25 protein-coding genes are annotated in these 26,358 nt (G+C 65.6%); 7 read left to right on the top strand and 18 right to left on the bottom strand.

What is annotated here, in order from left to right; genetic code table 11:
* From AAE021_RS11945 to AAE021_RS11970, 6 genes are all read left to right on the top strand, one after another.
* The gene (locus AAE021_RS11945) at positions 1-960 is read left to right on the top strand and encodes an ABC transporter permease (protein ID WP_342022552.1); all 960 of its coding nucleotides are present in this window, start codon (positions 1-3) and stop codon (positions 958-960) included.
* A gap of 38 nt (positions 961-998) precedes the next feature.
* Positions 999-1,892, top strand: coding sequence for an ABC transporter permease (locus tag AAE021_RS11950; protein ID WP_342022553.1), 894 nt, complete (start codon positions 999-1,001; stop codon positions 1,890-1,892).
* A gap of 13 nt (positions 1,893-1,905) precedes the next feature.
* Entirely contained in the window at positions 1,906-3,675 is a 1,770-nt protein-coding gene (locus AAE021_RS11955; RefSeq protein ID WP_342022554.1) for an ABC transporter ATP-binding protein, read from the top strand.
* A gap of 43 nt (positions 3,676-3,718) precedes the next feature.
* Positions 3,719-4,990, top strand: a complete 1,272-nt coding sequence (locus AAE021_RS11960; protein ID WP_342022555.1) for an acyl-CoA dehydrogenase family protein — start codon at positions 3,719-3,721, stop codon at positions 4,988-4,990.
* Positions 4,990-6,375 (top strand): LLM class flavin-dependent oxidoreductase, encoded by a 1,386-nt coding sequence (locus tag AAE021_RS11965; protein WP_342022556.1) that lies wholly within the window; start codon positions 4,990-4,992, stop codon positions 6,373-6,375. The genes AAE021_RS11960 and AAE021_RS11965 overlap by 1 nt, the downstream gene beginning before the upstream one ends.
* 397 nt (positions 6,376-6,772) lie before the next feature.
* The gene (locus AAE021_RS11970; RefSeq protein ID WP_342022557.1) at positions 6,773-7,429 is read left to right on the top strand and encodes a DUF4352 domain-containing protein; all 657 of its coding nucleotides are present in this window, start codon (positions 6,773-6,775) and stop codon (positions 7,427-7,429) included.
* 9 nt (positions 7,430-7,438) lie between these two features.
* Here the strand turns inward: AAE021_RS11970 and AAE021_RS11975 are convergent, their stop codons facing one another.
* The 14 genes from AAE021_RS11975 to AAE021_RS12040 all read right to left on the bottom strand — a co-directional run bounded on the left by AAE021_RS11975 (position 7,439) and on the right by AAE021_RS12040 (position 20,952).
* Positions 7,439-8,647 (bottom strand): alpha-hydroxy acid oxidase, encoded by a 1,209-nt coding sequence (locus tag AAE021_RS11975; protein ID WP_342022558.1) that lies wholly within the window; start codon positions 8,645-8,647, stop codon positions 7,439-7,441.
* A gap of 72 nt (positions 8,648-8,719) precedes the next feature.
* Positions 8,720-9,631, bottom strand: coding sequence for a hypothetical protein (locus tag AAE021_RS11980; protein ID WP_342022559.1), 912 nt, complete (start codon positions 9,629-9,631; stop codon positions 8,720-8,722).
* A 154-nt stretch (positions 9,632-9,785) separates the two neighbouring features.
* Positions 9,786-11,897, bottom strand: a complete 2,112-nt coding sequence (locus AAE021_RS11985) for an FAD-dependent oxidoreductase (protein WP_342022560.1) — start codon at positions 11,895-11,897, stop codon at positions 9,786-9,788.
* Between the two features lie 413 nt (positions 11,898-12,310).
* A complete protein-coding gene (locus tag AAE021_RS11990; RefSeq protein WP_342022562.1) occupies positions 12,311-12,739 on the bottom strand; it encodes a hypothetical protein in 429 nt (142 codons plus the stop codon).
* Between the two features lie 5 nt (positions 12,740-12,744).
* Positions 12,745-13,263, bottom strand: a complete 519-nt coding sequence (locus AAE021_RS11995; RefSeq protein WP_342022563.1) for a hypothetical protein — start codon at positions 13,261-13,263, stop codon at positions 12,745-12,747.
* A gap of 13 nt (positions 13,264-13,276) precedes the next feature.
* On the bottom strand, positions 13,277-14,275 hold the full coding sequence (locus tag AAE021_RS12000; RefSeq protein ID WP_342022565.1) for a hypothetical protein: 999 nt from the start codon (positions 14,273-14,275) through the stop codon (positions 13,277-13,279).
* Positions 14,272-14,769 (bottom strand): hypothetical protein, encoded by a 498-nt coding sequence (locus AAE021_RS12005; protein WP_342022566.1) that lies wholly within the window; start codon positions 14,767-14,769, stop codon positions 14,272-14,274. The genes AAE021_RS12000 and AAE021_RS12005 overlap by 4 nt, the downstream gene beginning before the upstream one ends.
* Before the next feature lie 140 nt (positions 14,770-14,909).
* Positions 14,910-15,521 carry a phosphatidic acid phosphatase gene (locus AAE021_RS12010; protein WP_342022567.1) on the bottom strand — a complete coding sequence of 204 codons (612 nt, stop codon included), beginning with the start codon at positions 15,519-15,521 and terminating at the stop codon, positions 14,910-14,912.
* 35 nt (positions 15,522-15,556) lie between these two features.
* Positions 15,557-15,775 carry a hypothetical protein gene (locus AAE021_RS12015; RefSeq protein WP_342022568.1) on the bottom strand — a complete coding sequence of 73 codons (219 nt, stop codon included), beginning with the start codon at positions 15,773-15,775 and terminating at the stop codon, positions 15,557-15,559.
* A 263-nt stretch (positions 15,776-16,038) separates the two neighbouring features.
* Positions 16,039-16,788, bottom strand: coding sequence for an SDR family NAD(P)-dependent oxidoreductase (locus tag AAE021_RS12020; RefSeq protein ID WP_342022569.1), 750 nt, complete (start codon positions 16,786-16,788; stop codon positions 16,039-16,041).
* Positions 16,789-16,878: 90 nt separating this feature from the next.
* Positions 16,879-17,658 carry an SDR family NAD(P)-dependent oxidoreductase gene (locus AAE021_RS12025; protein ID WP_342022570.1) on the bottom strand — a complete coding sequence of 260 codons (780 nt, stop codon included), beginning with the start codon at positions 17,656-17,658 and terminating at the stop codon, positions 16,879-16,881.
* Positions 17,655-19,001 carry an MFS transporter gene (locus tag AAE021_RS12030; protein WP_342022571.1) on the bottom strand — a complete coding sequence of 449 codons (1,347 nt, stop codon included), beginning with the start codon at positions 18,999-19,001 and terminating at the stop codon, positions 17,655-17,657. Before AAE021_RS12030 ends, AAE021_RS12025 begins: the two co-directional genes overlap by 4 nt.
* 43 nt (positions 19,002-19,044) lie before the next feature.
* Positions 19,045-19,926 (bottom strand): polysaccharide deacetylase, encoded by an 882-nt coding sequence (locus AAE021_RS12035; RefSeq protein ID WP_342022572.1) that lies wholly within the window; start codon positions 19,924-19,926, stop codon positions 19,045-19,047.
* Positions 19,927-19,983: 57 nt separating this feature from the next.
* Positions 19,984-20,952: an asparaginase gene (locus AAE021_RS12040; protein WP_342022574.1), complete on the bottom strand. Its 969-nt coding sequence runs from the start codon at positions 20,950-20,952 to the stop codon at positions 19,984-19,986.
* Between the two features lie 176 nt (positions 20,953-21,128).
* Between AAE021_RS12040 and AAE021_RS12045 the strand changes: the two genes are divergently transcribed.
* Positions 21,129-22,130, top strand: a complete 1,002-nt coding sequence (locus tag AAE021_RS12045; RefSeq protein WP_342022575.1) for a LacI family DNA-binding transcriptional regulator — start codon at positions 21,129-21,131, stop codon at positions 22,128-22,130.
* Positions 22,131-22,167: 37 nt separating this feature from the next.
* Here AAE021_RS12045 and AAE021_RS12050 read toward each other — a convergent pair whose 3' ends face one another.
* The 4 genes from AAE021_RS12050 to AAE021_RS12065 are packed head-to-tail and all read right to left on the bottom strand — an operon-like array spanning position 22,168 to position 26,229.
* Positions 22,168-23,001, bottom strand: a complete 834-nt coding sequence (locus AAE021_RS12050) for an ABC transporter ATP-binding protein (RefSeq protein ID WP_342022576.1) — start codon at positions 22,999-23,001, stop codon at positions 22,168-22,170.
* The gene (locus AAE021_RS12055) at positions 22,998-24,107 is read right to left on the bottom strand and encodes an iron ABC transporter permease (protein WP_342022577.1); all 1,110 of its coding nucleotides are present in this window, start codon (positions 24,105-24,107) and stop codon (positions 22,998-23,000) included. Before AAE021_RS12055 ends, AAE021_RS12050 begins: the two co-directional genes overlap by 4 nt.
* Positions 24,104-25,210 carry an iron chelate uptake ABC transporter family permease subunit gene (locus tag AAE021_RS12060; RefSeq protein WP_425362398.1) on the bottom strand — a complete coding sequence of 369 codons (1,107 nt, stop codon included), beginning with the start codon at positions 25,208-25,210 and terminating at the stop codon, positions 24,104-24,106. The genes AAE021_RS12055 and AAE021_RS12060 overlap by 4 nt, the downstream gene beginning before the upstream one ends.
* Positions 25,207-26,229 (bottom strand): iron-siderophore ABC transporter substrate-binding protein, encoded by a 1,023-nt coding sequence (locus tag AAE021_RS12065; protein ID WP_342022578.1) that lies wholly within the window; start codon positions 26,227-26,229, stop codon positions 25,207-25,209. The genes AAE021_RS12060 and AAE021_RS12065 overlap by 4 nt, the downstream gene beginning before the upstream one ends.
* Positions 26,230-26,358 lie beyond the last annotated feature (129 nt).

Raw genomic sequence — 26,358 nt, forward strand, 5'->3', positions numbered from 1 at the left:
ATGGCCCGCTATCTCCTGAACCGCTTCGGGCAGGCCCTGCTGGTGGTCTGGCTCGCCTACACCCTGATTTTCCTGGCGGTGCAGCTGCTGCCCAGCGATCCGGTCACCATCTTCCTGACCTCCGACTCCGCAGTGGACCAGGCTGCGATCGACACCATGAAAGCCCAGTACGGCTATGACCAGCCGCTGCTGATCCAATATTTGTCGCAGCTGGGTGCCCTGCTGCAGGGCGACGTCGGCTACTCCCTGACCTCGGGCGAAGCGGTGACCGAGCGCATCGGCGGAGCCATCGGTTCCACCCTGGCGCTTGCCGCTTCGGCGCTGGCAGCCGCCGTCGTCATCGCCCTGGCCGTAGTGGCAGCGGCCACTCTGGCGCCGTCGCCGGTGCTGCGCCGCGCGCTGGCCAATCTGCCGCCGCTGTTCTCCGCCGTGCCGGTGTTCTGGCTCGGGCTCGTGCTGCTGGAGCTGCTGTCCATCCGGCTGGGGGTGCTGTCGCTGTTCCCCGACGGGTCCTTCCTCTCTCTTGCCGTGCCGGTGCTGGTGCTGGCCGTGCATGTTTCCGCGCCCATGGCGCAGGTGCTGCTCAAAAGCGTGGAGCAGGTGTACCGGCAGCCGTTCATCGATGTGCTCCGCGCCAAGGGTGCGTCCCCGGCATGGATCTTCTGCCGGCATGCGCTGCAGAACGCTGCCGGGCCTGCCCTGTCCATCCTGGGCATCACCGTGGGCACACTGTTCGCCGGGTCGGTGATCACCGAGACAGTGTTTGCCCGCGCCGGCCTGGGCTCGGTGGTCCTGCAGGCGGTCACCACCCAGGACGTGCCCCTGGTCCAAGGCCTGGTGCTGCTGACAGCCACGGTGTTTGTGGCCGTCAACCTGCTCGTGGATCTGCTGTACCCGCTGCTGGATCCGCGCATCCTAAAAGGCGCCCGGCAGGGCTCAGCCCCCGCCCTCGCCTCCTGACACCGCTTCCCGACTCTGTTACAGCGCAAGGACTCCCCATGACATCCCTCCTTCCTCCCGCACCCATCGCCGGTGCTGCGTTGGCGTCCGGACCGGCGGATTTACCGGCTGCTCCGGCACGACGACGGCGGCCGCCGGGTGTCCGCCCCGCCCTGGCCCTGACTCTGCTGCCGGTGCTGCTGATCGCAGCCTGGGCGCTTTTTCCCGGCCTCTTCACCGGACAGGATCCGATCAGCGGGATTCCGCAGGAGAAATTCCAGGCCCCCACCGCCGAGCACTGGTTCGGCACCGATCACCTGGGCCGGGATGTGTTTGCCCGCGTGGTGCACGGCACGTCGCAGACGTTCCTGACCGCCGGACTGGCCGTGCTGATCGGGCTCGTGGCCGGAACCCTCATCGGGGTTCTGGCCGCCACCGGCGGACGCGCCGCCGATGCGGTCACCATGCGCCTGGTGGATGTCCTGCTCGCGGTCCCCGGTTTCCTGATCGCGCTGATCATCGTCACCGCGTCCGCACCGGGTCCGGTGTCCCTGGGCCTCGGAGTGGGCATCGCCGCCATCGCGTCCTTTGCCCGGGTGGTCCGGGCCGAAGTGCTGCGGGTGCGGAACCTGGAATTTGTGGAGGCGGCCTTCCTCACCGGCGGCACCTACTGGACCGTCCTGCGCCGGCACCTGCTGCCCAACGCCGCCGGACCGGTGCTGTCCCTCGTCGCCGTGGATCTTGGCGCCGCCATCCTCGTGGTCTCCTCGCTGGGCTTCCTGGGCTTCGGCGCTCCCCCGCCCGAGCCTGAATGGGGACTGCTGATCGCCGAGGGCCGCCAGTACCTGGGCACCGCATGGTGGATGACCACCCTGCCCGGCCTCGTCATTGTCACCACTGTGGTCCTGCTGGCCGCCGTCGGCCGCCAGCTGCTCAAGAGCTTCCGGTTCTGAGAAAGGAACCCGCATGAACTCCCCAGACACCCCGTCACCCGCTGCCCCACTTACTGAGTCCCCCGTCGATTTCCCTGCTGGCACTCCCGAAGACTCTTCCGAACGCGCCCTGCTCTCGGTGCGCGGGCTGACTGTCGAGTACGGCCGCGCCTCCGCCCGCACCGGCAACGCTGCCGCCCCGGCGGCCGCCGGCGTCAACCTGGCGGTGAACCGCGGCGAAGTGGTGGCGATAGTGGGTGAATCCGGATCCGGAAAATCCACCCTGGCCAAGGCGATCATCGGGCTGCTGCCGGAGACCGGGCATATCACCGCCGGGAGCATTACCTTCGACGGGCAGGACCTGACCGGCCTGTCCGACGCCGGTTTCCGACGGCTGCGGGGCCGCCGCATCGGCCTGGTTCCCCAGGATCCCGGAGCATCCCTGGACCCGGTGAAAACCATCGGCTCGCAGGTTGCCGAAATCTTCCGTCTGCACCCTGACGCGGGACCGCAGGGAAAACGCCTCACCCGGGCCGAGCTGCGCGGCGAGGTGGTCCGGCTGCTGGAGCTGGTCGGCATCGACCGTCCGGAAGAACGTGTGCGCCAGTATCCGCACGAGCTCTCCGGCGGGCTCAAGCAGCGGGTCCTCATCGCCATCGCCTTTGCCCTGCAGCCGGACCTGCTGATTGCCGACGAACCCACTTCGGCCCTGGATGTGACGGTACAGAGCCGGGTGCTGGACGTTTTCGGGCGGCTGGCCTCCACCTACGGAACCGCAGTCCTGTTTGTCACGCATGACCTGGCCGTGGCCACCGACTACGCCTCGCGCGTGGTCGTGATGAACAACGGCCGGATCCGCGAGGACCGGCCGGTCCTGGACATTCTCACGCGCCCCGAGGACCCGTACACCGCGCAGCTGCTCGCCGGCGCCTCTCCCGGCCGCCGGGCCGACCAGGAGCAGGCCCGGCCGTCGTCGTCGCCGCCGTCGTCCGCAGTTCCCGCCCTGGAAGTCGCGGACCTGGCCAAGGTCTTTTCCCGCACCGGCACCGAACGCCGGGCCGTGGACGGAGTGTCCTTCGCGGTCCGGGCCGGGACCACCTTCGCGCTCGTCGGGGAATCGGGCTCCGGCAAATCCACCACCGCCCGGTTGATCCTGCGGCTGCTGGATCCCACCGGCGGCACCATCCGGGTTGCCGGCGAGGATGTCACCGCCATCGCTGGAAAAGGACGGCGGGACCTCTGGCGCAGCCTGCAGCTGGTCTATCAGAATCCGGACACGGCGCTGGATCCGCGGCTGAGCGTCGAGGACATCATCGGTGAACCGTTGCGCAATTACCGGATTGGTTCCAAGAATGAGCAAAAGGCGCGGGTGGCCGAGCTGCTGGAACAGGTGAATTTGCCCTCCCGCCTGGGACGGAGCCGGCCGATGGAGCTGTCCGGCGGCCAGCGGCAGCGGGTGGCCATTGCCCGCGCGCTGGCACCGGGCGCCCGGACGCTGGTCCTCGACGAGGCCCTGAGCGCCCTGGATGTCCTGACCCAGGCGCAGGTCCTGGAACTGCTGAAGTCTCTGCAGGCGGAGCTCGGCCTGTCCTACCTGTTCATTTCGCATGACCTGCACGTGGTGGAACAGGTCTCGGACGACGTCGGCGTTATGCACCGCGGGCACCTCGTCGAAACCGGGCCCACCGCCGCCATCTTCGCGAATCCCGCCAGCGAGTACACCCGGCGGCTCCTTGCCGCGAACCCCGGGCACCGGCTCCGGGACCTCGCCGCGTCCCGGGAGCTGGCCATTTCCCAGGCCTGAGCAGCTTCCATGTTTCCCACCCTCCCCTTCCGAAAGGAACCCCATGACCCGCACCAGCAGCATCACCCTGAACCATCGAACCGCCACCGGCGAGGCCCGGTACGCTGCCCTCGCCGCCCGGTTCCGTCCGGTTTTTGAGCGCATCGCCACCGGAGCGCTGGACCGCGAACAATCCCGAACCCTGCCGTTTGAACAGGTGCGCTGGCTCCAGGACTCCGGCTTCACCGCGCTCCGCGTCCCGGCCGGGCACGGCGGAGACCCGGTCAGCGCCGAACACCTGTTCCGGCTGCTGATGGAGCTGGCGGCGGCGGACTCGAACGTGGCGCATCTGCTGCGTTCCCACTTCGCGTTCGGCGAGACCGCAGCCCTGCAGCCGGCCGCCTTCCGGGAGCTATGGTTTCCACGGATCCTCGCCGGGCAGATCTTCGGCAACGCCGCCACCGAGCGCTCCGGCAACGCGTTGGGCACCACCTCCACCACCCTGCGGCAGGAAGCCGGCCGGTGGCTGTTGCGCGGGGAAAAGTACTACACGACTGGCAGCATCTTCGCGGACTGGGTGGTGGTCATGGCCAGCACCGCCGGTGTGGAGGGACGGCAGTACGCCGTCGTGCCGGCCGACGCTCCAGGGGTGAGCATCGTCGATGACTGGGACGGCTTCGGCCAGCCGCTCACCGGCACCGGAACCGCCGTGTTTGATGACGTGCCGGTGGAGACTGGGAACATTCTGCAGCGCCAGGTCACCAGCACCCTGGAACCCGCGTTTTTCCAACTGTTCCTGCTGGCCGTCCTTGCGGGAATCGGCCGGGCGGCCCTGCACGACGCCACGGATCTGGTGCACTCACGCACCCGCACCTTCAACACCGGCTCCGGACAGCTGTTCCGCGACGATCCCATCATCCAGGAACACGTCGGCCAGCTCGCCGCGAAGGTGTACACCGCTGAAGCCGTGGTCACCGCAGCCGCGCGTGACCTCGATGCCGCGGCCGATCCTTCCCTGGAGCTGTCATCCGAGCAGGCGTTCCTGCGCGCCGAACTGGCGGTGCAGCAGGCCCACGTTGCGGTTCCCGGCCTGGTGCTGGATGCCGCGAGCGCCCTTTTTGATGTCACCGGCGCCTCCGCCGTCAGCCGCAGCAGGGGCCTGGACCGGCACTGGCGCAACGCCCGCACCGTCGCCACGCACAACCCCAGTGCCTTCAAGGCCCGGTCCGTCGGTGACTATCTGGTCAACGGCACCATCCCCACCGGCCTGCACAGCATCGGCGACGTCCCGCCGTCGTCCGCTGCCCCGTCCACCACCCCTGGAGCGATTTCCTGATGTCAACGTTCACCCCCCGCCCCCGGCTGCTGCTCAGCGCCTTCGCCATGAACACCACCAGCCACATCCTCGGCGGCCTGTGGCGCCACCCCGACGCCCAGCAGCACCGCTTCAACGAGCTTGGACTGTGGACGGATCTGGCGGCCCAGCTGGAAGCGGCGAAGTTCGACGCACTGTTCCTCGCCGACGTCGTCGGGCTCTACGGCCATCACGACGGCGGGTGGGCCTCGCATGTGGAACGCGGACTGCAGGTGCCGGCGAATGATCCGCTGGTGCTGCAGTCGGCGCTGGCTGCCCGGACCGAGCATCTGGGGCTGGCGCTGACCAGCTCGGTGGTGCAGGCGCATCCGTTCCAGTTTGCCCGCCAGCTGTCCACGCTGGATCATCTCAGCGGCGGCCGGGTGGCGTGGAACATCGTGACCAGCGTGCTGGAGAACGCACACCGCAACTTTGGCGGCGACGGACTGGCCGAGCATGACAGCCGCTACGACTGGGCGGACGAGTACCTCGAGGTTTGCTACAAACTCTGGGAGGGCTCGTGGGACGATGGCGCGCTGGTCCAGGACAAGGCCGCCGGGATCCACGCCGATCCGGCGCAGGTGCATAAGATCCTGCACCGCGGCCCGCGCTACTGCGTGGACGGACCGCACCTGTCCGCGCCCTCGCAGCAGAGCACGCCGGTGCTGTTCCAGGCCGGCAGCTCCGGGCGCGGGCAGCAGTTTGCCGCCGCCAACGCCGAAGCGGTGTTCATCTTCGCCCCGCACACCGCCTACGCGAAGAAGACCACCGACTCCGTCCGGGCGCTGGCCCGCGGTCTGGGCCGGCGCAATGAGGACATCAAGTTCTTCGCCGGACTGTCCTTCGTGGTCGGTTCCACCGAGGCCGAGGTGAAGGCCAAACAGGCCGACTTTGACGAGTACCTGGATTTGGACGCGATCGTTGCGCACATCGGCGGCGGCATCGGCGTCGACCTTGGCGGCCTGCCGCTGGACACCACGCTCGGCGACCTGCGGACCGACGGCGCCCGCGGCGTGCTGGAGGCATTGTTCGCGTCGGTGCCCGGCGGGAATCCGACCATCGCCGATGTTGCCCGTTACCGTGCCTACAACCAGCAGATCGCCGGCACTCCGGAGCAGATCGTGGACCAGCTGGAGACCTGGCAGGACGCCGGAGTGGACGGCATCAACATCATCAACCAGATCCTGCCCGGCTCCTATACGGACTTCATCGACGGGGTGCTGCCGGAGCTGCGGCGCCGCGGCCTCGCCCAGACGGAGTACCGTCCCGGCACCCTGCGGGAGAAAATGTTCGACGGCGATGCGCGGCTGCCGTCCCGGCATCCGGGCACGAAGTACCGCGGGGCGTTTTCCTCGGTGGAGGTTTAGGGGGGGGTGTTCGGGCGGTAGGGGAGGGTTGCGGACGGGCGGGCGGGCGGATGTCTGCGTGGCACCGCGGCCGCGGGCACGGATGGTCCGAGCACACGTTCCCACCCTATGGGGCTGCTGTTGCACCTGAGGTCCCATCAGCCCCACCAGATAACAAAGGGTGGGAACGTGTGTCGGCGCGTTGCACATGGTTGCCTCACGACGAGTTATTACCCCGGGAGCCCGCTCAGGCGGCAAGGCAGCGTTCGGCGGAATTAATGAGCGAGAGAGTGTATCCCGGTTCGAAGGATGCCGATAAGGGTGCTGCCGCCTTAGTCCCTTTTCTCCTCGAATGATCATTGATGCACTTGTCTGCGCTCATGCTGGGAAAGTCGGGTTCACTAGCTGAGGAGTGATCATGTCAGAGAATCAGCCAGCCAATATGCCTCCATATGATCCACGTGATGCACGCGCTCAGGCAAAGGCAGCCAAGGCCTATGAGAAGGCGCGGCGCCCCTGGTACAAGAAGAAGCGGTTCATCCTGCCCCTGGCGCTCATCGTCCTGATTATCATCATCAGCATCGCCACTTCCGGCGGCGGTGGAGGGAACGACACAACGGGAACAACCAATACGGATCCCACCTCAGAGCCAACGGTTACCGAAAGCCAGCCGCCTGCGTTCCCGGGTGCGCAGGAAAGTGACGTCGTTGGCCAGGCCGGCGAGACCCTGACGCTGGGTGACATCGCCGTCACATCAACACCGCTAATTGCAGGTGACGCGGCCTTCGGCGGATCGGTTCTGTGCACTACCGCAACTGTCCAGAACAACTCCAGCGAAACTATCGACTTCAGCACGTTCGATTGGAAGTTGCAGGCGCCCTCAGGGACGATCAACAACACGACAATCACCGGAAGCCAGAACCTGCTTTCGACGGGGCAAGTAGCACCAGGCGGAACAGCTACGGGCGACATCTGCTTTGACAATGAGCCTGCCGAAGCCGGGCAATCTGTAGTTCTCTATGAACCCATCTTTGACTTCTTCTCAGATCGCGGGGCTTGGATCAACACACAGTAAGCCCACGCTTTAGACCCGCCGCACGTGCTCCGGCGTCAGCTCGGCGAGACTGGTGACGCCGAGCAGCTGCATCACCGTCGTCATCTCGGTGCGCAGCAGCTCCAGAGTCCGCTCGGCGCCCTGCCGCCCGCCGGCCATCAGCCCGTACAGGTAGGCCCGGCCAATCAGGGTGAAGTCGGCGCCGGCGGCAATAGCGGCCACAATGTCCCCGCCGGACATGATGCCCGAGTCCAGGATGATCTCCGCCTCGGGCCCGACGGCGGCGCGGATGGCGGGCAGGATCCGCAGCGGCACGGGCGCCCGGTCCAGCTGCCGGCCGCCGTGGTTGGACACCACAATCGCGTCCGCCCCGCGGGCGAAAACCTCGACGGCGTCGGCCGGGTTCTGGATGCCCTTGACGATCAGCTTGCCCGGCCAGGCCGCGCGCAGCCAGTCCAGGTCCGCCATGTTCAGCGACGGTTCAAACATGGAGTTCACCGTCTCGGCCAAGGACACCCGCTCCCCCTCGAAGTTGGCGAACCCCAGTGGTTTGGTGGTGAGGAAGTTGAACCACCATTCCGGCCGGTAGGAGGCGTCCAGGATGGTCTTCGGCGTCAGGGTGGGCGGCATGGTCATGCCGTTGCGGGTGTCCCGCAGCCGCGCCCCGGCCACCGGGGTGTCCACCGTGACAATCAGGGCGCCGTAGCCGGCGGCGGCCGCACGGCTGACCAGTTCCTGGGACCGCTCGCGGTCCTTCCAGAGGTAGAGCTGGAACCATTTGGCGGCGTCGGGCACCGTCTCGGTGAGTTCCTCGATGGAGGCCGTGCCCATGGTGGAGAGAGAAAAAGGTATGCCGAACGCGGCCGCGGCCTGCGCTCCCCCAACCTCGCCCTCGGAGTGCATCAGCCGGGTCAGTCCGGTGGGGCCGATGCCCACCGGCATGGCTGATTCGGTGCCGGCGATCTTGGTGCTCAGGTCCACGCTCGTGACGTCGCGCAGCACGTTCGGCACGAACTCAACTTCGTCAAACGCCGCCCGGTTCCGGCGCAGCGTCTGCTCGCCGAAGGATCCGCCGTCCACATAGTCGAAGGCCGCCGTCGGAATCCGCCGCTTGGCAATGTCCCGCAGCTCCCACACATTGGTGGCCTTTGCCAGCCGTGCGCGACGGCGGTCCAGGTCGAAGGCCTTGAACTGAACAAGGTCGCGGAGTTCGGAGTACTGGGGAATTCGGCGTTTCATGGCTGCTTTCTGGCTCGGTGTGACGCCAGTCTAGGTCGGCCGGGTTGCCGTGCAGGAGAGGGAAACCGTTCGTTACGCGGCGGCGATCTCATCCAGATGCAGGATGACGTGCTGTTTGAATGCCACTGCCGTTTCCGCGTTGAAGGCAATACAGGTCCTGCCCACCAAAGCAGCTACCTCATCTTTGACTGCCGGAGTCTCGGGCTGCCGGCCGGGTTGGATTACCCCGGCTTCGTTCACCAATATGTAGCCCCATTCGAAGAGCGAGTCACAACCCAACGAACAGATCAACATAGCGTTGGTACCGAAACTCCTGCGCTCTTGATCGCTGCAGCGACTGCGCGGTTTGATGTGGCCTGCAATGAGCAGGCGTGATGGATACAATTTTCCGCAAGTCGAGCATTCTGCCGCCGTTCGATCGTTTAGCAACTGCTGACGAAGGTCTCTCTGTTCAACCCGAAGTTTAGTCAAGGCTTCAGAATCGGTGTCTTGCCCATCCCAGTAATGATCCGGGCGGCCCATGAACCCTTCATCCATGGCCGGCACAGCGATACCCAATTCTTCCAAGAGGCGCAGTCCTTCCTCCTCCGTCAAACTTGAGAGAAACCGCTGGTCAGGTCTCGCGCTGGCGTGAAACGGAGCGTCCTTCCTGCCATATTCGATCAGCTCCGCTACACGCTCGTAGTGCAGCTTCAGCCCTGTCGCGAGGGGACGGACGCGAACGAGCCAGCCTTGGTTTTCTTCGCCTGGCCGGGCAGGGTAGCCAGCGGGCCGTAGCCAGTCCTGCGACTCCTCAGTGACAACGCTGACCGCACGCAGGAACCTGCTCTTGTGATGGAAAACGATGTCGCCGGGCCGTAACTGCTTGATGAAGGCCCGAGAATTATCGAGCTTGCGGCCGTTCGGTCTTGGGCAGGTCCACAGAGTGCCTGCGGCGATCGCCTCGTCGTAGTTGCTGTTTTGCGTCGCCCACCAGTAATTCATGGGCACACTCTGCCACCTCCTCAGGACGGCTAACAGCCGACGCGCGGCGGTCTGCAAGAGGATGTCACAGAATCTCGCGTTGGTGGACCTGCATCATCGGGTTTGAAACGTGGATGAACGATCTATGCCCTCCATCCACCTTTTGGTCCCAGTCCTAGACCTCGGTGTTCACCTTCCAAGAGGAATGGATGGCGCCGTGAATGTAGTTGACCTCGCCGGCGTCACCAACGACGTCGACGGCGAAGCCCGCCTCCCGCAGCTCGTCCGCCAGGGGTGCGGCCGCCGTCGTGCCGTCCGCGTAGACCACCATGGCCGCGGGTGCGGAGAAGCTTTCCTCCCCCTCGATCCATTCGACCGTCTTGTCCGTGATGCGGGTGATCTTGACGTTGCGGTGGATCTTCACGCCGTGCTCGGTGGCGTCCTTGACCGCGGTCCAGCGCCGGGGCATGGCCAGCGGCAGGCCCAGCTGCTGCTTTTCGTGCAGCAGGGTCACGTTGCGGCCCCGCTCGGCGAGGAACTCGGCGAGCTCCAGGCCCACCAGCGAGCCGCCGATCACCACCACGTTCTTGCCCATCGGCAGCCAGAATTTGGTGAACTGGCGGACAAACTCCGGACTCTTGGTCACGCCGGAGAGGCGGCCCAGCTTGCCCAGGGTGCTCAGCACCGCACCGGCCTCCTCGGCGGTGGCCGTGCCCAGCATCATGGCGCGCAGGGTATCGCCGGTCTGCACGTTCGGCAGGTCACCGCCCGGAAAATCGGGCTTCGGCCGTGCGGCGCCGGTGGCGACGATGACCTGGTCCGGATGCAGGGCGCGGATGGATTCCACGGTGGCCGGCGTGTTCAGCTTGACCGCGATGTTCAGGCGCCGGATCTCGGACTTGAACCATTTCAGCAGGCGTTCGTTGTCAGGGGTGGTCATGGTGGAGAACCACATGGTGCCGCCGAGGCGGTCGGACTTGTCCATGACGGTAACCCGGTGTCCGCGCTCGGTCAGGACCCGGGCGCTTTCCAGGCCGGCCGGACCGGCACCGACAACCACCACATGCTTGGTCGCGGAGGCGGGCTTCAGCGGCAGCAGCGCCTCGTTGCCCAGCGCGGGGTTGACCGCGCAGAACGGGGTGTCGTCGAAGAAGTTCTCGGCGACGCACAGGTAGCAGTTGATGCAGGGGCGGACCTGGTCGAACTTGCCGTCGCGCAGCTTGTTCGGCAGTTCCGGATCGGCCAGCAGCTGGCGGCCCATGGCAGCGAAGTCAATCTGTCCGGCGGCCAGGGCCTTCTCGGAAACCTCAGGCAGCATCCGGCCAACGGCGATGACGGGAACGGACACGTTCTTTTTGACCTTGGCGGCGTTCTCCAGATAGGCACCCACCTTGCTGGGGAGGGGGCCGTCGGTGAAGTTGTCGAACGGGTTCCGGCCCCAACCGGTGACGTGGATGGCGTCAGCGCCGGCCTGGACAAACATCTTGGAGGCGCCGATGGCTTCCTCAAGCGTCAGCCCGCCTTCCTGCCCGTATTCCTCTCCGGAAACCCGGACCAGGATGGCCAGCTGGTTGCCGACCCGTTCCTTGACGGCCTTGATGACTTCGCAGGCCAGGCGGGCGCGGTTGGCCAGCGATCCGCCGTATTCGTCGGTGCGCTTGTTGTCGCGCTGGTTCAGGAACACCCCGAGAATGTAGCCGTGTGCGGCATGGATTTCGATCGCGTCGCAGCCCGCCTTGGCGATGCGCTCGGCGGCATCCGCCCAGGTCTCGACCAGCCAGGAGACGTCCTCGGCCGTCATGTCGCGGTAGGTGGTCTTCTTGCCGGCCGTGGCGGCGCCCATCTTACCCAGCTCTTCGCGGGTGCTGTCCGCCAGGGCTGACATGTCATATGTGTAGTCCGGCTGGTTGGGGGCGAGCACGGGACGGTCGTTGGCCACGTCCACGCGGGCAACCTTGCCGTGGTGGGTGGACTGGATGCACAGCTTGCTGCCGGCCGCATGCACGGCGTCAGCCAGCGCTTTTAGTCCCGGAATGTACTTGTCATCCGACAGCCCCGGTTCCTTCATGGATGCCGCACCGTGAGGGAAGGCAATGGCGCAGGCACCGGTGATGATGAGGCCGGCGCCGCCTTCGGCGCGGGCGACATAGTGGTCAATCTCGGTCTGTTCGATCTCGCCGTGCTCGGAGACGTTCATGTCCATGGCGGGCAGCACAATGCGGTTGTGCGTCTCCATCGGGCCGATGCGGCCGGGTGACATCAGGCGAGGGAAGGTCTTGGTATTCACACTCTAACTTTACCTAAATGTTTACGATGTAAACACACGAGCAGGGGTGGCCGGGTGCACCGATTGGGAGCGCGGATGGCGGTGCACGACGGCGGCGGGCGGCCGGCAAGTGCATGACGGCGGCGGCGGCGGGCGACGGCGGCGGACGGCCGGGATAAGCAGAGCCGCCTCGGCGGAACGGCGTTTGGACGGCATTTCGAAATGGCGGTGGTAAAAGCCGCTTAAAAGCAGCGGAGCCAGCGGAATTAATCCGCTGGCTCCGCTCCGCAATCTCACGCTGACCCCCCACAGGCAGCGGATGTTGCAGACTTATTTGTCTTTCAGTCGTGACTCACACATGTGTGAGTCACGACTGAAAACATAGCATCGTGAGCATGGTGGGTCAAAGTTTTGTTGAGCTAAAGGACAAATCTCTAGTCCTCGTCCAGGATTTTCGCAATGGCTTTCAGCGCCTCGGGGTCCACGGGGCCTAGGGCTCGGGCAGCAAAATTGCGCACCTCGGCGCGGCGGAGGCTGCGGAGCAGCTCCAGCTCGGCTTCCACCCGTTCGGGCAGTTTCCCGCCGTCCTGCAGCAGATATTCCGGATTCACGTCAAAGACTGCTGCTATGGCTCGCAGGGCTTCGTCCGGAACCACTTGTTCCTTGCCGGACTTCAGCAGCGACCATCTGGTGCGGGAGAGGTAGTAGCCCGCTTTTTGGGCGCCGTCCCTTATCGCCGGATAGTCGAATGGCTTGCCTGATTCGGACATGATGACGTCCAACAGGAGATTGATCTTCCTGGCAAGCGTTTCGGCTCGTCGGAGGCCCGCGGCGCGCTCCGGGGAAAGATCAAAATCGTTCACGTATTTCAGCTCCAAGTCATAGCTGCGAGGAAACAGCAGAAGGTTGCCAGTCCCAGTGATGCGCCGGACAGTGCCTCCCGCCAGGTATGTTCGCCAAGGGTCACCCGGCTGAATATCATCAACGGCGATAATATCAACAGCCAGCTCCAGCCCGCCCCATATGTCGATATGACCCACAGTGCGGCAAAAGTAATGACCGATACATGCGCTGAGACGTTGAGCCAACGGCGGAAGAAGGCAAGGCTCACGTTGCCCAAGAGCATCGCGGCCACAGTGAGCGGCACCGGCGACGGAACGGGAAGCAGGAAACAGGCCGCCGTCCCGGCGAAGGTCAGCACCGCCAGAATCTGGATCCGCAGCCGGTCAGGGAGTCCCCTCCGCTGAAAAGGGCGCTTGGTTGCCTTATAGATGGTCCCCGGGATGCCAACTATGCAGGCGAGGAGGACGGCGACGCCGAGCACCCCCAGCCCGGCCTCGATCCCGGCCAGGAGCACCAGGACCGCCAGGACCAGCGCCGGCGGCAAAACCCTCGAGACGCTAGCCGCCAGTGCGGGCCGTGCGCCGGGCCGGTGAACCGTTGAGCTCAATTCTTTTGCCTATCTCGTCAATGATGGTGGTTTCCTCAGACGTCAGCAGCTCCGGGTTCAGCACCCGGATGTCGCCGATGAAAATGAACCAGCGGTAGAGCTGGGTTTGGGGGTTGCGGGTGTCCAGGGAAATGTTGGCGGCATCCATTGACCGCTGCCCCTCATGCGTCTGCACCAGGCGTCGGACAATGGGTTGCAGCGCGGCGAGGTCCTGTGTGCACTGTGTCCGCGAGCGAATGGTCTCTCGAATCCGCTCATAGGAGGGAATGATGAATCCGACGGCGAATCCGATGATCATCAGCGCGAGAAGAACGTGGTATCCAATCACCAGGGCCCCGGCATATCCGTCTCCCCCACCCAGCAGCTCGGTACCAATCTGGACCATTTTTAGTCCCGCTGCCAGCACGCCGGCCAAACAGCCGGCGCTGAGGATGTCGAACCCGCGACGGAAGGACGGGGATTCCCCGCATCTGTTCCGGCGCAGCGTTTCCACACCGGTGTATCCGGTAACCGCTCCGAACCAGGCAAAGAAACTTGCCTGATAGAGGGCAATGGTTGGTGCGTCCCCGAAGGTCTCGGTGAAGCTGGCGGCAGATCCTGACGTATCGGAAACCACCAGCAGCACTGCCTGCGCCAGCCCCAGGACCACCCCGATGATGATCAGCACCCGCACCTGGCGGCTGGACCGGCCTGTGACCTGCAGCAGCAGGCGGCTCAACTCCGTCATGCCCACACCCATCAGCAGGTGGACCATCAGGTTCAGTACGTTCCAGCCGCCCAGCTGCCGGTCAACGGCCAAGTACACCGGGTCGATATTCAAAGTGGCGCCCAGGGCTATCAGTGCCACAGCCGGGAGGATTGACGGTTTCCAGCCAAAGAACAGGCCCAGCACCCGGATGGCCACCATGCCCCAGAGGATGCAGACCGGCAGCACCTGCAGGAGGGTCATGTGAAGGTCCGTTCGAAGCCGCTCGTACTTTGACGCTCCCCCGGCAGAAGGGCGAGGGACAGCAGGTAGGCAACGTGCTCGGCGGCACGTTCCGTCTCATTCCAGTCCATGGACCGCGCCAGCATCCGTTTGATGCCTTTGCGGCTGCCAATGTGCTGGAAGACCGATGGGACGGCCGTCTCAACCCCGCCGCAGCCCTGATGGCGCAGGAGAATATGCCCAAACTCGTGGCACGCCGCGTGCGTGCGGTGCAGCCGGTTATCCCCGGAGGGCAGCAGAATGATGGACTTCGTGTCCTTTTCGATCCAAAGGCCGGTAATGGCGGGAATGACGCCGTGGTCAATGTCCCGAAGTTCAATCGGTTTTCCGTGGGCCTTTGTGACAACAGCCAGCAGCTCATCAAAGGTCACGTGCTCACCAAGGTTAAGGCCGGATACGGCTGCTTCCGAGGCCGCCCGTTCCTTGCCCGCGGACTTCCTAAAACGCACTGCCATCAATTCCCCATCGTGTGTTTTTCACATTTTTGTCGTGCTTATGTGAAGAGACTGCACCGACTTTATCCCAAAAGCGCTGGAGCATTCGCAGCCGGCACAGGGGAATGAGCGTTGAGGGCAATGAGCACAGGGGAGGAACATCAGGGCAGGAGCAGCGCGGCGGTGAATGCCAGGCAACCTGCCGCGTGGCCGGCCAGAACCTGCGTGGGTGTGTGGTCCCCGAGCTTCACCCGGGACCATCCGGTGGCGGATGCCAGCAGCAGGGCAAGAGCGGATCCCACCATCGGAACGGGCGCCAGCAGGGCCAGGCCCACGTAGGCCGCAACAGCGGAATGCACCGAGAGTTTCCACACCAGGTTTGCCGCCAGGCACAGGACCAGCCCGATAAACACTCCCCCAATTTCACCGAAGAGCGCCGCCGGTGCGCCCAGGAGGATGAGCAGCAGTGCGCCGACGCCGATGGACGCGGCTGATGCGATCAGGATTGGAGCGCGCTGCTCACGCTTCCCCACATGATGGTCCGTTACCGCGCCGCGCCGCTTGAGCCACAGGATGCCGGCAAAGGGCAGCCCCACGGTGAAACTGGCAGCGACTATTCCCTGCAGCCAGGTGACACCGGGGCTCAGCACCGGCTGCAGCAGCAGGAGGATCCCCACGAGGACCGCCGGGGCGGTGGCTTCGGTGACTATCCGCGCTGCCCGGGCGGAGGCAAGAGACACGGTTGACGTCGGGATTTGGTTGGTTTCCGGCATCAAACGATTCTACTGGCCGACGACGGCGCGACGGCTCAGCGCCGGCGCCGGGCGGCATGGTTCGCGGCTTGGACCAGCAACGCCGTGGTGAACTGGCCGGCGCTGAGCTCGCGCTCCTGCCTCTCCTGCAGCGGTGATGCCTGGATCTTCCGCAGAAGGGCCGCAGACGCGCAGGTCAGGTGCGGGGCCTCGCCGTCGACCGCTTCGCCCGTCAGCGCCGCCACGTCATTCCAGGACAAGGGACCAGCCGCCACTGCTGCGGCGACTTCTTCCAGCCCAGGGACAACGCTTTGACTCCCCATACGGGTTTGAACCAGCCATTGATCACCGAATGGCCTAATAGTCAGACGCCGCCCGGCGATCTTCTGCAGGAGCGCCCCCACCCCGGACTTAATTCCGGTAACCGCGGCATAACCCGAGGGCCGGGATATGGTCGCCCCGCCGGGACATCCTCCGCACATGGTCTGCCTATTCTGGGAATCCGATAAAACCGATATCTGCCGTTGCGATCAGGCCGTCACGGCATGACGTCGCCGCTGTTCGGGCCCAGCGTTTGGCCCGTGTAGAGGTTGCCTCCGGGCGAGGACGCCAGCAGCAGCGCCGTGGGCGCCACTTCCTCCGCGGTGCCGAAACGCCCCACAGGCAATTCAGCCTGTTTGGCGGTTTTCCAGTCCTCGGAGAGACCGTCAATTAGCGGGGTGAAGATCGGGCCCGGGGCGATGGCATTGACCAGGATTGCGTGTGGTGCCAGTTCCAAGGCCAGGGCTTTGGTGAGGCCAATAACCCCTGCCTTTGCTGAGACGTAGTGTGCCAGCCCCGTGCCACCCTTGATGCCCAGCTGCGAGGAAATGTTGATGATGCGCCCACCACCACGTTTAACCATGTGCGGCGCGGCCCACCGTGCGGCGAGGAACACTCCGCGCAAGTCCACGTCGAGAGTCTTGTCGAAGGTTTCGGGGCTCAGCTCCAGGAACGGAGTCTCGTCCAGGATTCCCGCCGAGCTGACCAGGATATCCAGCCCACCCAATTCCTCCGCAGCGGCGTCGATGGCCGCTTTAACGTCGTCGCTGTCGGTGACGTCCAGACGCCTGGCAAGGGCTTTTACCCCGAGGGCCGTGCATTCGGTGGCCACTCGGTCCGCTTGTTCCGGGTCCAGGTCCAGCAGGGCCAGATCCGCCCCCTCGGAGGCGAAGAGCCGGGCTATGGCGGCACCGATGCCGCTGCCGGCTCCGGTGATAACGGCGGTCTTGCCGCGAAGAGAACTCATGTTGGTGTCCTTACCTAGGGAATCAGACTCCGGCCGCGGAGTGGGGAGCTCCGCGGCCGGAGGGTTTTGTGCCAGCTGGAGCCAGCTGAGTCAGCTGGGCCAGCGGACGGTGAGGCCGCCGTCGACAATCAGCTGCTGGCCGGTGACGTAGGCGGAATCATCGCTGGTCAGGAATCGAATGACCCGGGCGGCTTCATCGACGTTGCCCACTCGGCCCCAGGGAATGATGCTCCCGGCTGCTTCCAGCCCGTCCTTTCCCAGCGAGTTGACTCCATCCAGGGACTGCGGGCTTTCAATCAGCCCTGGGATGACCGCATTCACCCGGATTTTGCGCGGCGCCAGTTCGACGGCGAGTGAGCGGCACATGCCGAGAAGGCCTGCTTTCGCCGCGGCATAGTGGCTGTGGTCCTCCCAGCCGTAGACACCGCCGGCAATGGATGAGGTGGCAACCATGGCGCCGCCGCTCTGCATCCGTGCGGCACAGGAGCGGAAAGTCCGCATGACCCCCGAAAGATCAACGGCCATCATGTCTTCCCACGCGTCATCGGTCATATCCGCCAGGGAGGCCCGGCGCAGGATACCGGCGGCTGCCACGGAGATGTCCAGCCGGCCGAAGCTGTCGACGGCGGCGGAAGCCAGGGCTTCGGTGTCGGCATAGCTGCGGACGTCCACCGGGACGGTGACGCATTTGGCCCCGGCGGCCTCCACCAGCGCAACGGTCTCACCAACGTCGTGCGGGTCATTCTCCAAATAGCCCACCACTGTGTTGGCGCCGGCGCGGGCATAGGCCACGGCCAGGGCCTGGCCGATCCCGCTGGCCCCGCCGGAGATGACGGCTACCTTCCCGTTGAGTCCGTCGTCGCGGTTCATGCTGCTGCCTCCTTGGTAACGGTTTCCTGGTGGACCTTGCGGGTCCCGATCATGCAGAGGGCGGATATGACCAGGCCGCCGGTGCCGGTAATAAGGGCAGCCGTCTGCATGCCCATTCCCATGAAGAGGAAGAGGCTGAGCAGACCGGAGCCGGCAATGCCGCCCAGCGGTGCCATCACGTGGGCCACGTTGGTGCCCATGCCCCGGACGTGTGCGGGGTAGGACTCGCCCATGTAGTAGAGCAATGCGGCGTAGGGGCCGGTGAGGAAAAACAGGGTCATGGCGTACATCACGATGATGAAGGCATCGTTGCTGGGGCCCAGCAGCATGACCAGGCTGGCGGCGCCGCCGCCGAACCACCCAATGATGACGGTCTTCTGCCGGCCGATGCGGTCACCGAGCCAGCCGTGGAACACGTAGCCCGCGAAGCCGACGGCGTTAGCCATGACCAGGATCAGCAGGGCGTTTTCGAAGGACACCCCCTTGGCTTCCACCAGCACGGTGGTGCCCAGGACGGAGAAGACCTGGATGGCGGCCCAGTTGAACAGCCAGGCGAGGGAGAGAAGGGTAGTGTGGCGGCGCAGTTCAGGAGTGAAAACGTCCTTGAATCCGGTCTTGTGCTGGCTGCCCTCTTCGAGGTCGTGTGCGGCAGCAAGTTTCCGCGCACCCTCGATGTCCCCGGCGGCCTGGCGGCGGCGGACTTCCTTGATGGCGGCAAAGGTGGGTGATTCAGGCAGCCGGGAGGCCATGATGGCCACCAGCAACGCCATCACAGCGGCAACCACGAAGCTCCAGCGCCAGCCGATGACCGGCAGCAGGGCTGCGGAGATACCGGCGGAAAGCAGCGCACCTACCGGCCAACCACCCTGCACGATGGAGTACATCAGGCCGCGGTTCTTGACCTTCTTGTAAATCTCGTTGAGGTAGACGGCATTCACCACTTCCTCGGACATGGAGAATCCGGAGAAGGAGCGGATGATGATCAGGCTGACGACGCCGGCCGCAAGCCCGGTGAAGCCGGCGGCTGCGGCGCCGCCGAGCATCAGCACAATCAGGGCGTTCTTGCGTCCCAGTCGGTCAATGATGGTCCCCACCAGCAGGGCCACGATGAAGATCCCGACGTGGGCAACAGTATTCACCGCGGTGGACTGGGCGGCACTCCAGCCAAAGTCCTCGGCGATGACCGGCAGCAGGGTGCCAAAAAGGGTGAAGTCATAGACGGAAACCACCCAGGCGATGAAGCAGACCAGGGAAACTTTCCGGACAACTTGAGGCGTGATTTCCACGTCCCAGGGGGCAACATCTGTGGGCGGGCGGCGCTTGGGTGCGGCTGAGGTGCTCATGTGGGGGTCCTGTCCTGTACCAGAGGGATCTTCTTGTGGGGGTTTAGGAGCGGGGGTTGCGGGCGGCGAAGTCGCGGGCAATGGTCTCCATGTTGACGAACTCCACACCGTCGTGGCCGGCAATGTGGTCAAACAGGCGCTCGAGCATCAGCAGGTTCTGCGGGCGGCCGGAAACGTCCGGGTGGATGGTGAGGGGGAAGACGGCGTCGTCCATTTCCCGGTAGACCCAGTCGAACTGGTCCTTCCACATCTGCTCGATGTCGCGGGGGGACACGAAGCCGTGGCTGTTGGCGCTGCCCTTGATGAACATCATGGGAGGCAGGTCGTCCAGGTACCAGTTGGCGGGGATTTCGATCAGATCGGTCTCCTCGCCGCGGACCAGCGGCTTCATCCACTCCCGGGCGGAGGCGGCGTCGTAGTTGATCTTGGTCCAGGAGTCGCCCACCCGGACGTAGTACGGGCTGAAGTCGTTGTGCATGAGTGAGTGGTCGTAGAGGAAGCCCCGTTCGAGCAGGATCTCGTTGGTGACGTTGGAGAATTCCCACCACGGAGCCACGTAGCCCACGGGCTTCTTGCCGGTGCGTGTGGTGAAGAGGTCAATGCAGTAATCAAGAACCTCGGTCTCCTGCTCGCGGCTCATGGCAATGGGGTTCTCGTGGCTGTAGCCGTGCACACCCACCTCATGGCCCGCGGCGACGGTGGCCTCGAACTGCTCGGGGAAGGTCTCGATGGAGTGGCCCGGCCAGAACCAGGTCACCGGCATTTCCCGGTCCTGGGCAAGCTTAAGCAGGCGCGGAACGCCAACCTCGCCGGCAAAGATCCCGCGTGAGATGTCACCGGGTGAGTCCTCACCGCCGTAGGAGCCAAGCCAGCCGCCTACTGCGTCGACGTCGATTCCAACTGAAACCTGAATTTTCTTAGCCATGTTGCTGTTCCTTCTGGAGAGTGTTGCGTGGATAGAGCGGGATTTGTTCGAAAGTATCTAGCTGTAAGCCGTGAAACGCTCGGCGAACGTTTCCGTGGCGGGGTCCAGCGCCAGCAGCAGTGCTGCCAGAATCCGCGACTGGAACGGATTCAGATCACGCGAGCCCACAGCGCCTGCGCGGATCAGGTCTTTGCCGCCGCCGTTGCCGTAGGTGGGAACCACCGGGCCCCACGGGGCGCGGCTGCTCAGGATCACAGGTACTCCGTCCGCACTGAGGTCTGCCACCGCGTCGGCAAAACCAGGCCCGGCATTGCCGATCCCTGTACCGGCAAGCACCACAGCCTTGGCACCGTCCGCCGCGGCGTGGCGCAGCAGCGCCGGGGTGGCGCCGGGATAAGCGGTGATTATTTCCACCCCGATGCCGCCAAAGACGTGGCCGGGGAACGGCAGGGGCGGCCGACGCTGCGGGCGGGCAGTGACAACAACTTCGTCACCCAGCAGGTGCGCCACCTGCACACCGCCGGCGAAGGGGCTGTCCGCGGTCGTTTGCGCCTTCCGTGCTCCGCGGGCTGTGAGGACCGTCCCGGAAAAGGAGATCAGCACGCCGGTGTCCCGGAGCTGTTCTGTGGCGGCAGCCGCCACGGCATCTGCAATGTTGCCCGGACCGTCCGGAGCGTGACTGTCGGCCGCCCGCTGGGCGCCGGTGAAAACCACCGGTTTCGAGCTGGAGTGCAAGAGGTCCAGCAGGAAGGCTGTCTCCTCCATGGTGTCGGTGCCGTGCGTGACCACCACGCCGTCGACGTCGTCTTCCGCCAGCGCGCCATGGACCTGTTCGGCGATGGCGCGCAGGTCCTGCAAATCCAGCCGGTAGCTGCCCGTCGTCAAAATATCCCTGGACGTGAACGTGTGCTCATTGCCGAGCGATGCCGTCAGCGATTCCGTCGTGTCCGAGGCCACGGAACCGGACTCGCCCTGTCCGCGTGAGGCGATGGTGCCGCCTGTTCCCAGTATCCGAATGTGCGCCACTGCTGGTTCCGTTCAAAAGTTCTGCGTACGGGTCCGGGTGACCAATCGTTTGCTGCAAACGTATGCAGCAAACGTTTGTGTACGTGTTGGAAGCGATACTATGGGGGAACTGATGTGAAGCGCAACACATTCACACACTGTTAATATTCGGCGACACAATGACACGAGACGGAAACATGCCCAGCGCTGCACCCATCACCCTCAAGCTCCTTGCCCAGGAGCTTGGCCTGAATATCTCCACCGTGTCCCGGGTGCTCAATGATCCGGCAGGGCTGCAGTCCAAATGGGCCGCGCCTCAGACCACGGAGCGGATTCTGACCTTGGCCCGGAAACGGGGTTACACGCGAAATCCGCATGCGGCGTCGCTGCGGACTTCCCGTTCCGACACCGTGGGCGTCGTTGTGCCGCGCCTGCAGGACTTTGTCCTGGCCACCATCTATGAGGGCATTGACGAGGCGGCGGGCGAGAACGGGCTCTTCACCGTTGTGGCTAACTCCCTGGACGATCCGGCAAAACAGCGCGCAAAGGCTGAGATGCTGTTGGGCCGGCGGATGGATGGCCTCATCTTCGGTGACGGCAAGCTCGAGGATCCGTATTTGGATGAACTGGCGGGCCGGAAAGTTCCGTTGGTTCTGGTGAGCCGGTCATCCGGGGACCACGTCAGCGTGACCTGTGACGATTACGCCGGGGGGCGGCTCATGGCCGAGCATTTCCTGGCATCCGGGCGACGGTCATTTGCCCTGATCGCCGGATCTTCGGCCACCTCCACCTCAAGGGACCGCTCCGCCGGCTTTCTCGACGTCCTGACCAGTGCCGGTTTCGACGTACCCCCGGAGTGGATTATCCACAACGGCTTTGATGCTGCCGCCGGGCAGGAAGCCGCCACACGGATCCTGGCTTCGGGCCGGGTGCCGGAGGCCGTTTTTGCCGTGAATGACTTCGCCGCCATCGGTGCCATCGGCGTGTTCCGGGAACAAGGACTGCAGGTGCCGGGCGACGTTGCAGTGGGAGGGTTTAATGACACTCCTCTGGCAGGCGGCGTTAACCTCACCACCATCCGCTCCCCCATGCACGAAATGGGCCGCCAGGGGTTGCAGGCGCTGCACCAGCTGATCGGCGGAGGATCTGCCGAAAGCGTCAGGTTGGCCCCCGAGCTGGTGGTTCGGGCCAGCAGCTAACCCTCGGGACACAGCCTGCTCAGGGCGCGCTGTGCTTTCAGGCTGTGGCCCCGGCCCCAGCCCCGGCCCCGGAAAGCACATGGTGCCGCCCCAGCGGCAGCATCAGCGGCTTGCCGGAGGACGGGTCTGTGATCACCCGGTTCTCCATGCCGAAGACGGTCCGCACGGTCTCCTCGGTCAGCACATCCTCGGGCCGGCCCGCGGCGTGCAGCTTTCCGCCGGCCACGGCCACCAGGTGGTCGGCGTAACGGGCGGCCAGGTTCAGGTCATGCAGCACCATCACAATGGTCGTGCCCCGGGACCGGTTCAGGTCGGTCAGCAGGTCCAGCACCTCAATTTGGTGGCTGACGTCCAGGAACGTGGTTGGCTCGTCCAGCAGCAGCAGGTCGGTCTGCTGCGCCAGCGCCATGGCAATCCAGACGCGCTGCCGCTGCCCGCCGGAGAGCTCATCCACGGCCCGGTCCGCCAGCACGGCGGTCTCGGTGGCATCCAGCGCGGCGGCCACGGCGTCGTCGTCGTCCCTGCTCCAGCGCGCAAAGATGCCCTGGTGAGGATGCCGGCCGCGGCCCACCAGGTCCGCAACCGTGATGCCCTCGGGCGCGATGGGCGACTGCGGCAGCAGCCCCAGCGTGCGGGCCAGCTGCTTGGCGGGAATCGAGTGCACCGCCTTGCCATCCAGCAGCACGTGTCCGGCGCGCGGGGCGAGCAGCCGGGACATCGAGCGCAGCAGCGTGGACTTGCCGCAGGCATTGGCACCGATAATTGCGGTGACCCTGCCCGGCGGAACCACCAGGTCCAGGGAGTCGATGACCGTGCGGTCGCCGTAACCCAGCGTGAGGTTTTCGACGTTCAGGGAATGGGTTGTGGTCACAGCGATGCTCCTGCGCGGTTGACGCGGACAATGAGGTAAACGAGGAACGGGGCGCCGAGCACCCCGGTGATGATGCCCACCGGCATCCGCGTGCCGAAGGCATACTGGCCGCAGAAGTCGGCCACGAGCACCAGCAGCGCCCCGACAAGTCCGGCGGGAATCAGCAGCGACGGGCCCGGGCCCACCAGCCGGGCGGCGATCGGCCCGGAGAGGAACGCGACAAAGGCGAGGGGTCCGGCGGCCGCGGTGGCAAAGGAGATGAGCCCGACGGCGGTCACGATCACCACAATCCGGGTGAGGTTCACCCGCACGCCCAGGGCGGACGCGGCGTCATCGCCCAGCCGGGTCACGGCCAGGTTCTTGGACTGGGCCAGCAGCACCGGCGTCAGCACGATCATGGCGGCGAGCACCGGCAACACCTGGTTCCAGGACGCGCCGTTGAGGCTGCCGGTCAGCCAGCGCATAGCCTCCTGCAGTTCCCATTCCGGCGCCTGGTTCAGCACGTAAGCGGTGACCGAGTCCAGCATCGCGGCAATTCCGATGCCCACCAGGATCAGCCGGGTGTCCGCCACTCCCCTTTTATAGGACAGCGCGTAAACGGCCAGCGCCACGATGAGTCCGGAAACAATGGCGAAGGTGGACACCGCAGCGCCGCCGAGCCCGAGCCCAACAATGGCAAAGGCAGCACCGGCTCCGGCACCGGAGCTGATGCCGATGATGTCCGGACTGGCCAGCGGATTGCGCAGCATGGTCTGGAACGCGACGCCGGCCAGGCCAAAGCATGCGCCGGTGAGCACGGCCAGCACCGCGCGCGGCAGCCGCAGCCGCCCGACGGCGAAGGAGGCGCCGGGCACATCCTCGCCGAGGATCACGTGCAGCACGTCGGCCGGCGCGTAGAAGGTGCGTCCGGCCATCAGGCTCAGCGCGAAGACGGCCAGGATGCCGACGGCGAGCAGGGTCACCACGAGCCGGTAGCGGCGGGTGGCGCCGGAGCGGACGCGGGCGACGGCGGCGCGGGTGGTTTCGGGGCCGGCTGCGGTTCCCGGCGCGGTGCCGGTGGGCGTGGCCGGGGCGGTGGCAGCGCCGGCGGGGCTTGCGGGGTTCACAGGGCACGCACCTTTTGCCGGCGGACGATGTAGATGAAGACGGGGGCGCCAATCAGCGCGGTGAGGATGCCGACGTCGATCTCCGCGGGCCGGGCGATGACGCGGCCGAGCACATCCGCCGCGGTCACCAGGGCGGCACCGGCGACGGCGGAAAACGGCAGCAGCCAGCGGTGGTCCACCCCGGCCAGCAGCCGGCAGGCGTGCGGCACCACGAGGCCGACAAAGGCGATGGGTCCGGTGACCGCGGTGGAGGCACCGCAGAGGATGACGGCGCCCAGTGATGCGGCGCCGCGGGCCAGCGCAACCCGCTCCCCCAGCCCGGCGGCGAGGTCATCTCCGAGCGCGAGCGAGTTCAAGCCGCGCGCCGAAAGCAGGCAGATGGCGAAGCCGACCAGCAGGAAGGGCAGGATCTGGGTGATGCTCTCATACGAACCGCCGCCCACCCCGCCGATCTGCCAGGAACGCACGCCCTGCGCCATGTCGTTGCGCGGCAGCACAATGGCGCTGACAAAGGAGGCCAGGGCGGCCGACGTCGCGGCGCCGGCCAGCGCGAGTTTCAGCGGGGTGGCGGGGCCGCGGCCGATCGACCCGACGGTGTAGACAAAGACGGCGGTGACGGCGGCGCCGGCGATGGCCAGCCAAACGTAGCTGGAGGCGGCGGCGAGGCCGAAGAACGCCATGCCCGCGACGATGGCCAGCGAGGCGCCCATGTTGATGCCCAGGATGCCCGGATCGGCCAGCGGATTGCGGGTCACGCCCTGCATCACGGCACCGGACAGGCCAAGGGCCGCGCCGGCGACGACGGCGAGCAGGGTGCGCGGAATCCGCTTGGCGACGGCGGCTTCGTCAAAGCCGTCGGAAGAGCCGCCCAGGGCGGCAAGAATGTCGTTCCAGCCGACGTCGCGCGCTCCCACGGTGATGCTGGCGAGCATCAGGGCGGCGAGCACGGCGACGGCAATCAGAAGCCACAGTGCACGCAGGCGCCCCGGGCGCCGCCGCACCTTGCCGGCCGGTGAAGGCGTGGCTGGTACGGCGGTTCCCGGGGCCTGCGGGGATGCTTCCCCGGCGGGTGCCGGGGCAGCAGAGGGGTGTTGCTGTGTCACTTCGCTTTGGTGGCTGCGTCGGAGAGCAGGGTGAGGTAGTCATCCAAGATCCACGAGATGGCCAGCGGCGTCGGGTTCGCGGCGGTGCCCAGCGGGTTGTCCGAGGGCAGGCTGACAATGGCGCCGTTGGCGACGGCGGGCATCTGCGAGAGCAGCGGATCCGATTCCAGGGCGCTGACCAGTTCCTCGCCGCCGTAGGTGACAATGATGTCCACGTCGCTGAACGCATCGGCCTGTTCGGCACTCTGGGTCAGGGAGAACTTGTCGGTGGCATCGGAGGCGGTCTTGACGCTGCCGGCCACCTCCATGCCCAGGTCCTCGAAGAACATGGTGCGGGTGTCGTGAGTGGTGTAGAAGCTGACTTCGCTGAGGTCGGTCGGGTCAACGTGGGTCAGGAACATGGCGTTCTTGCCCTCGAGCGCCGGGAACTTGGCGGCGGCGTCGGACATTTCAGTTTCCAGACCGGCGATCAGGTCCTTGGCTTCCTGCTCCATGCCGAGGCCTTCGGCATTCATCTCGATCATTTCGCGCCAGGACGTGCCCCAGGCGGTTTCCGGGTAGGCAACCACGGGAGCGATTTCGCTGAGCGTGTCGTAGTCCTCCTGGGTCAGGCCCGAGTAGGCGGCCAGGATGACGTCGGGGTTGGTGTCGGCCACGGCTTCAAAGTCGATGCCGTCGTTCTCGTCGAAGAGCACCGGGGTTTCGCCGCCGAGTTCCTCCAGTTTTTCCTCGACCCACGGGAGGATGCCGTCGCCGTCGTCGTCGCCGAAGTTGGCCGCAGCCATGCCCACCGGGACGATGCCCAGGGCCAGGGGCACCTCGTGGTTGGCCCAGTTGACCGTGGCCACGCGCTCGGGCTTGGTGTCGATGGTGGTGGTGCCCAGGGCGTGCTCGATGGTGATCGGCTCAAACGCGGAGCCGGTGGTGTCGTCGCTGCTTGCGGCCGGGGTGGAGCAGGCCGCCAGTCCAGTGGTGAGCAGTGCTGCCGCGCATACGGCAGTGATACGGGAAAGGCGCAAGGTGGTGTTCCTTCGTCATCAGTGGGGGCGCAACCCGGCTGGTAACCGTAGCGAGCCGGGGGCCACACTGGTTTTAGGGTTGCCTAACAAATCAAGAGTAAGGCATGCCTAACCATACTTGTGACAGTT

Source organism: Arthrobacter citreus (assembly GCF_038405225.1).
In the GTDB taxonomy this organism is placed as follows: domain Bacteria; phylum Actinomycetota; class Actinomycetes; order Actinomycetales; family Micrococcaceae; genus Arthrobacter_B; species Arthrobacter_B citreus_A.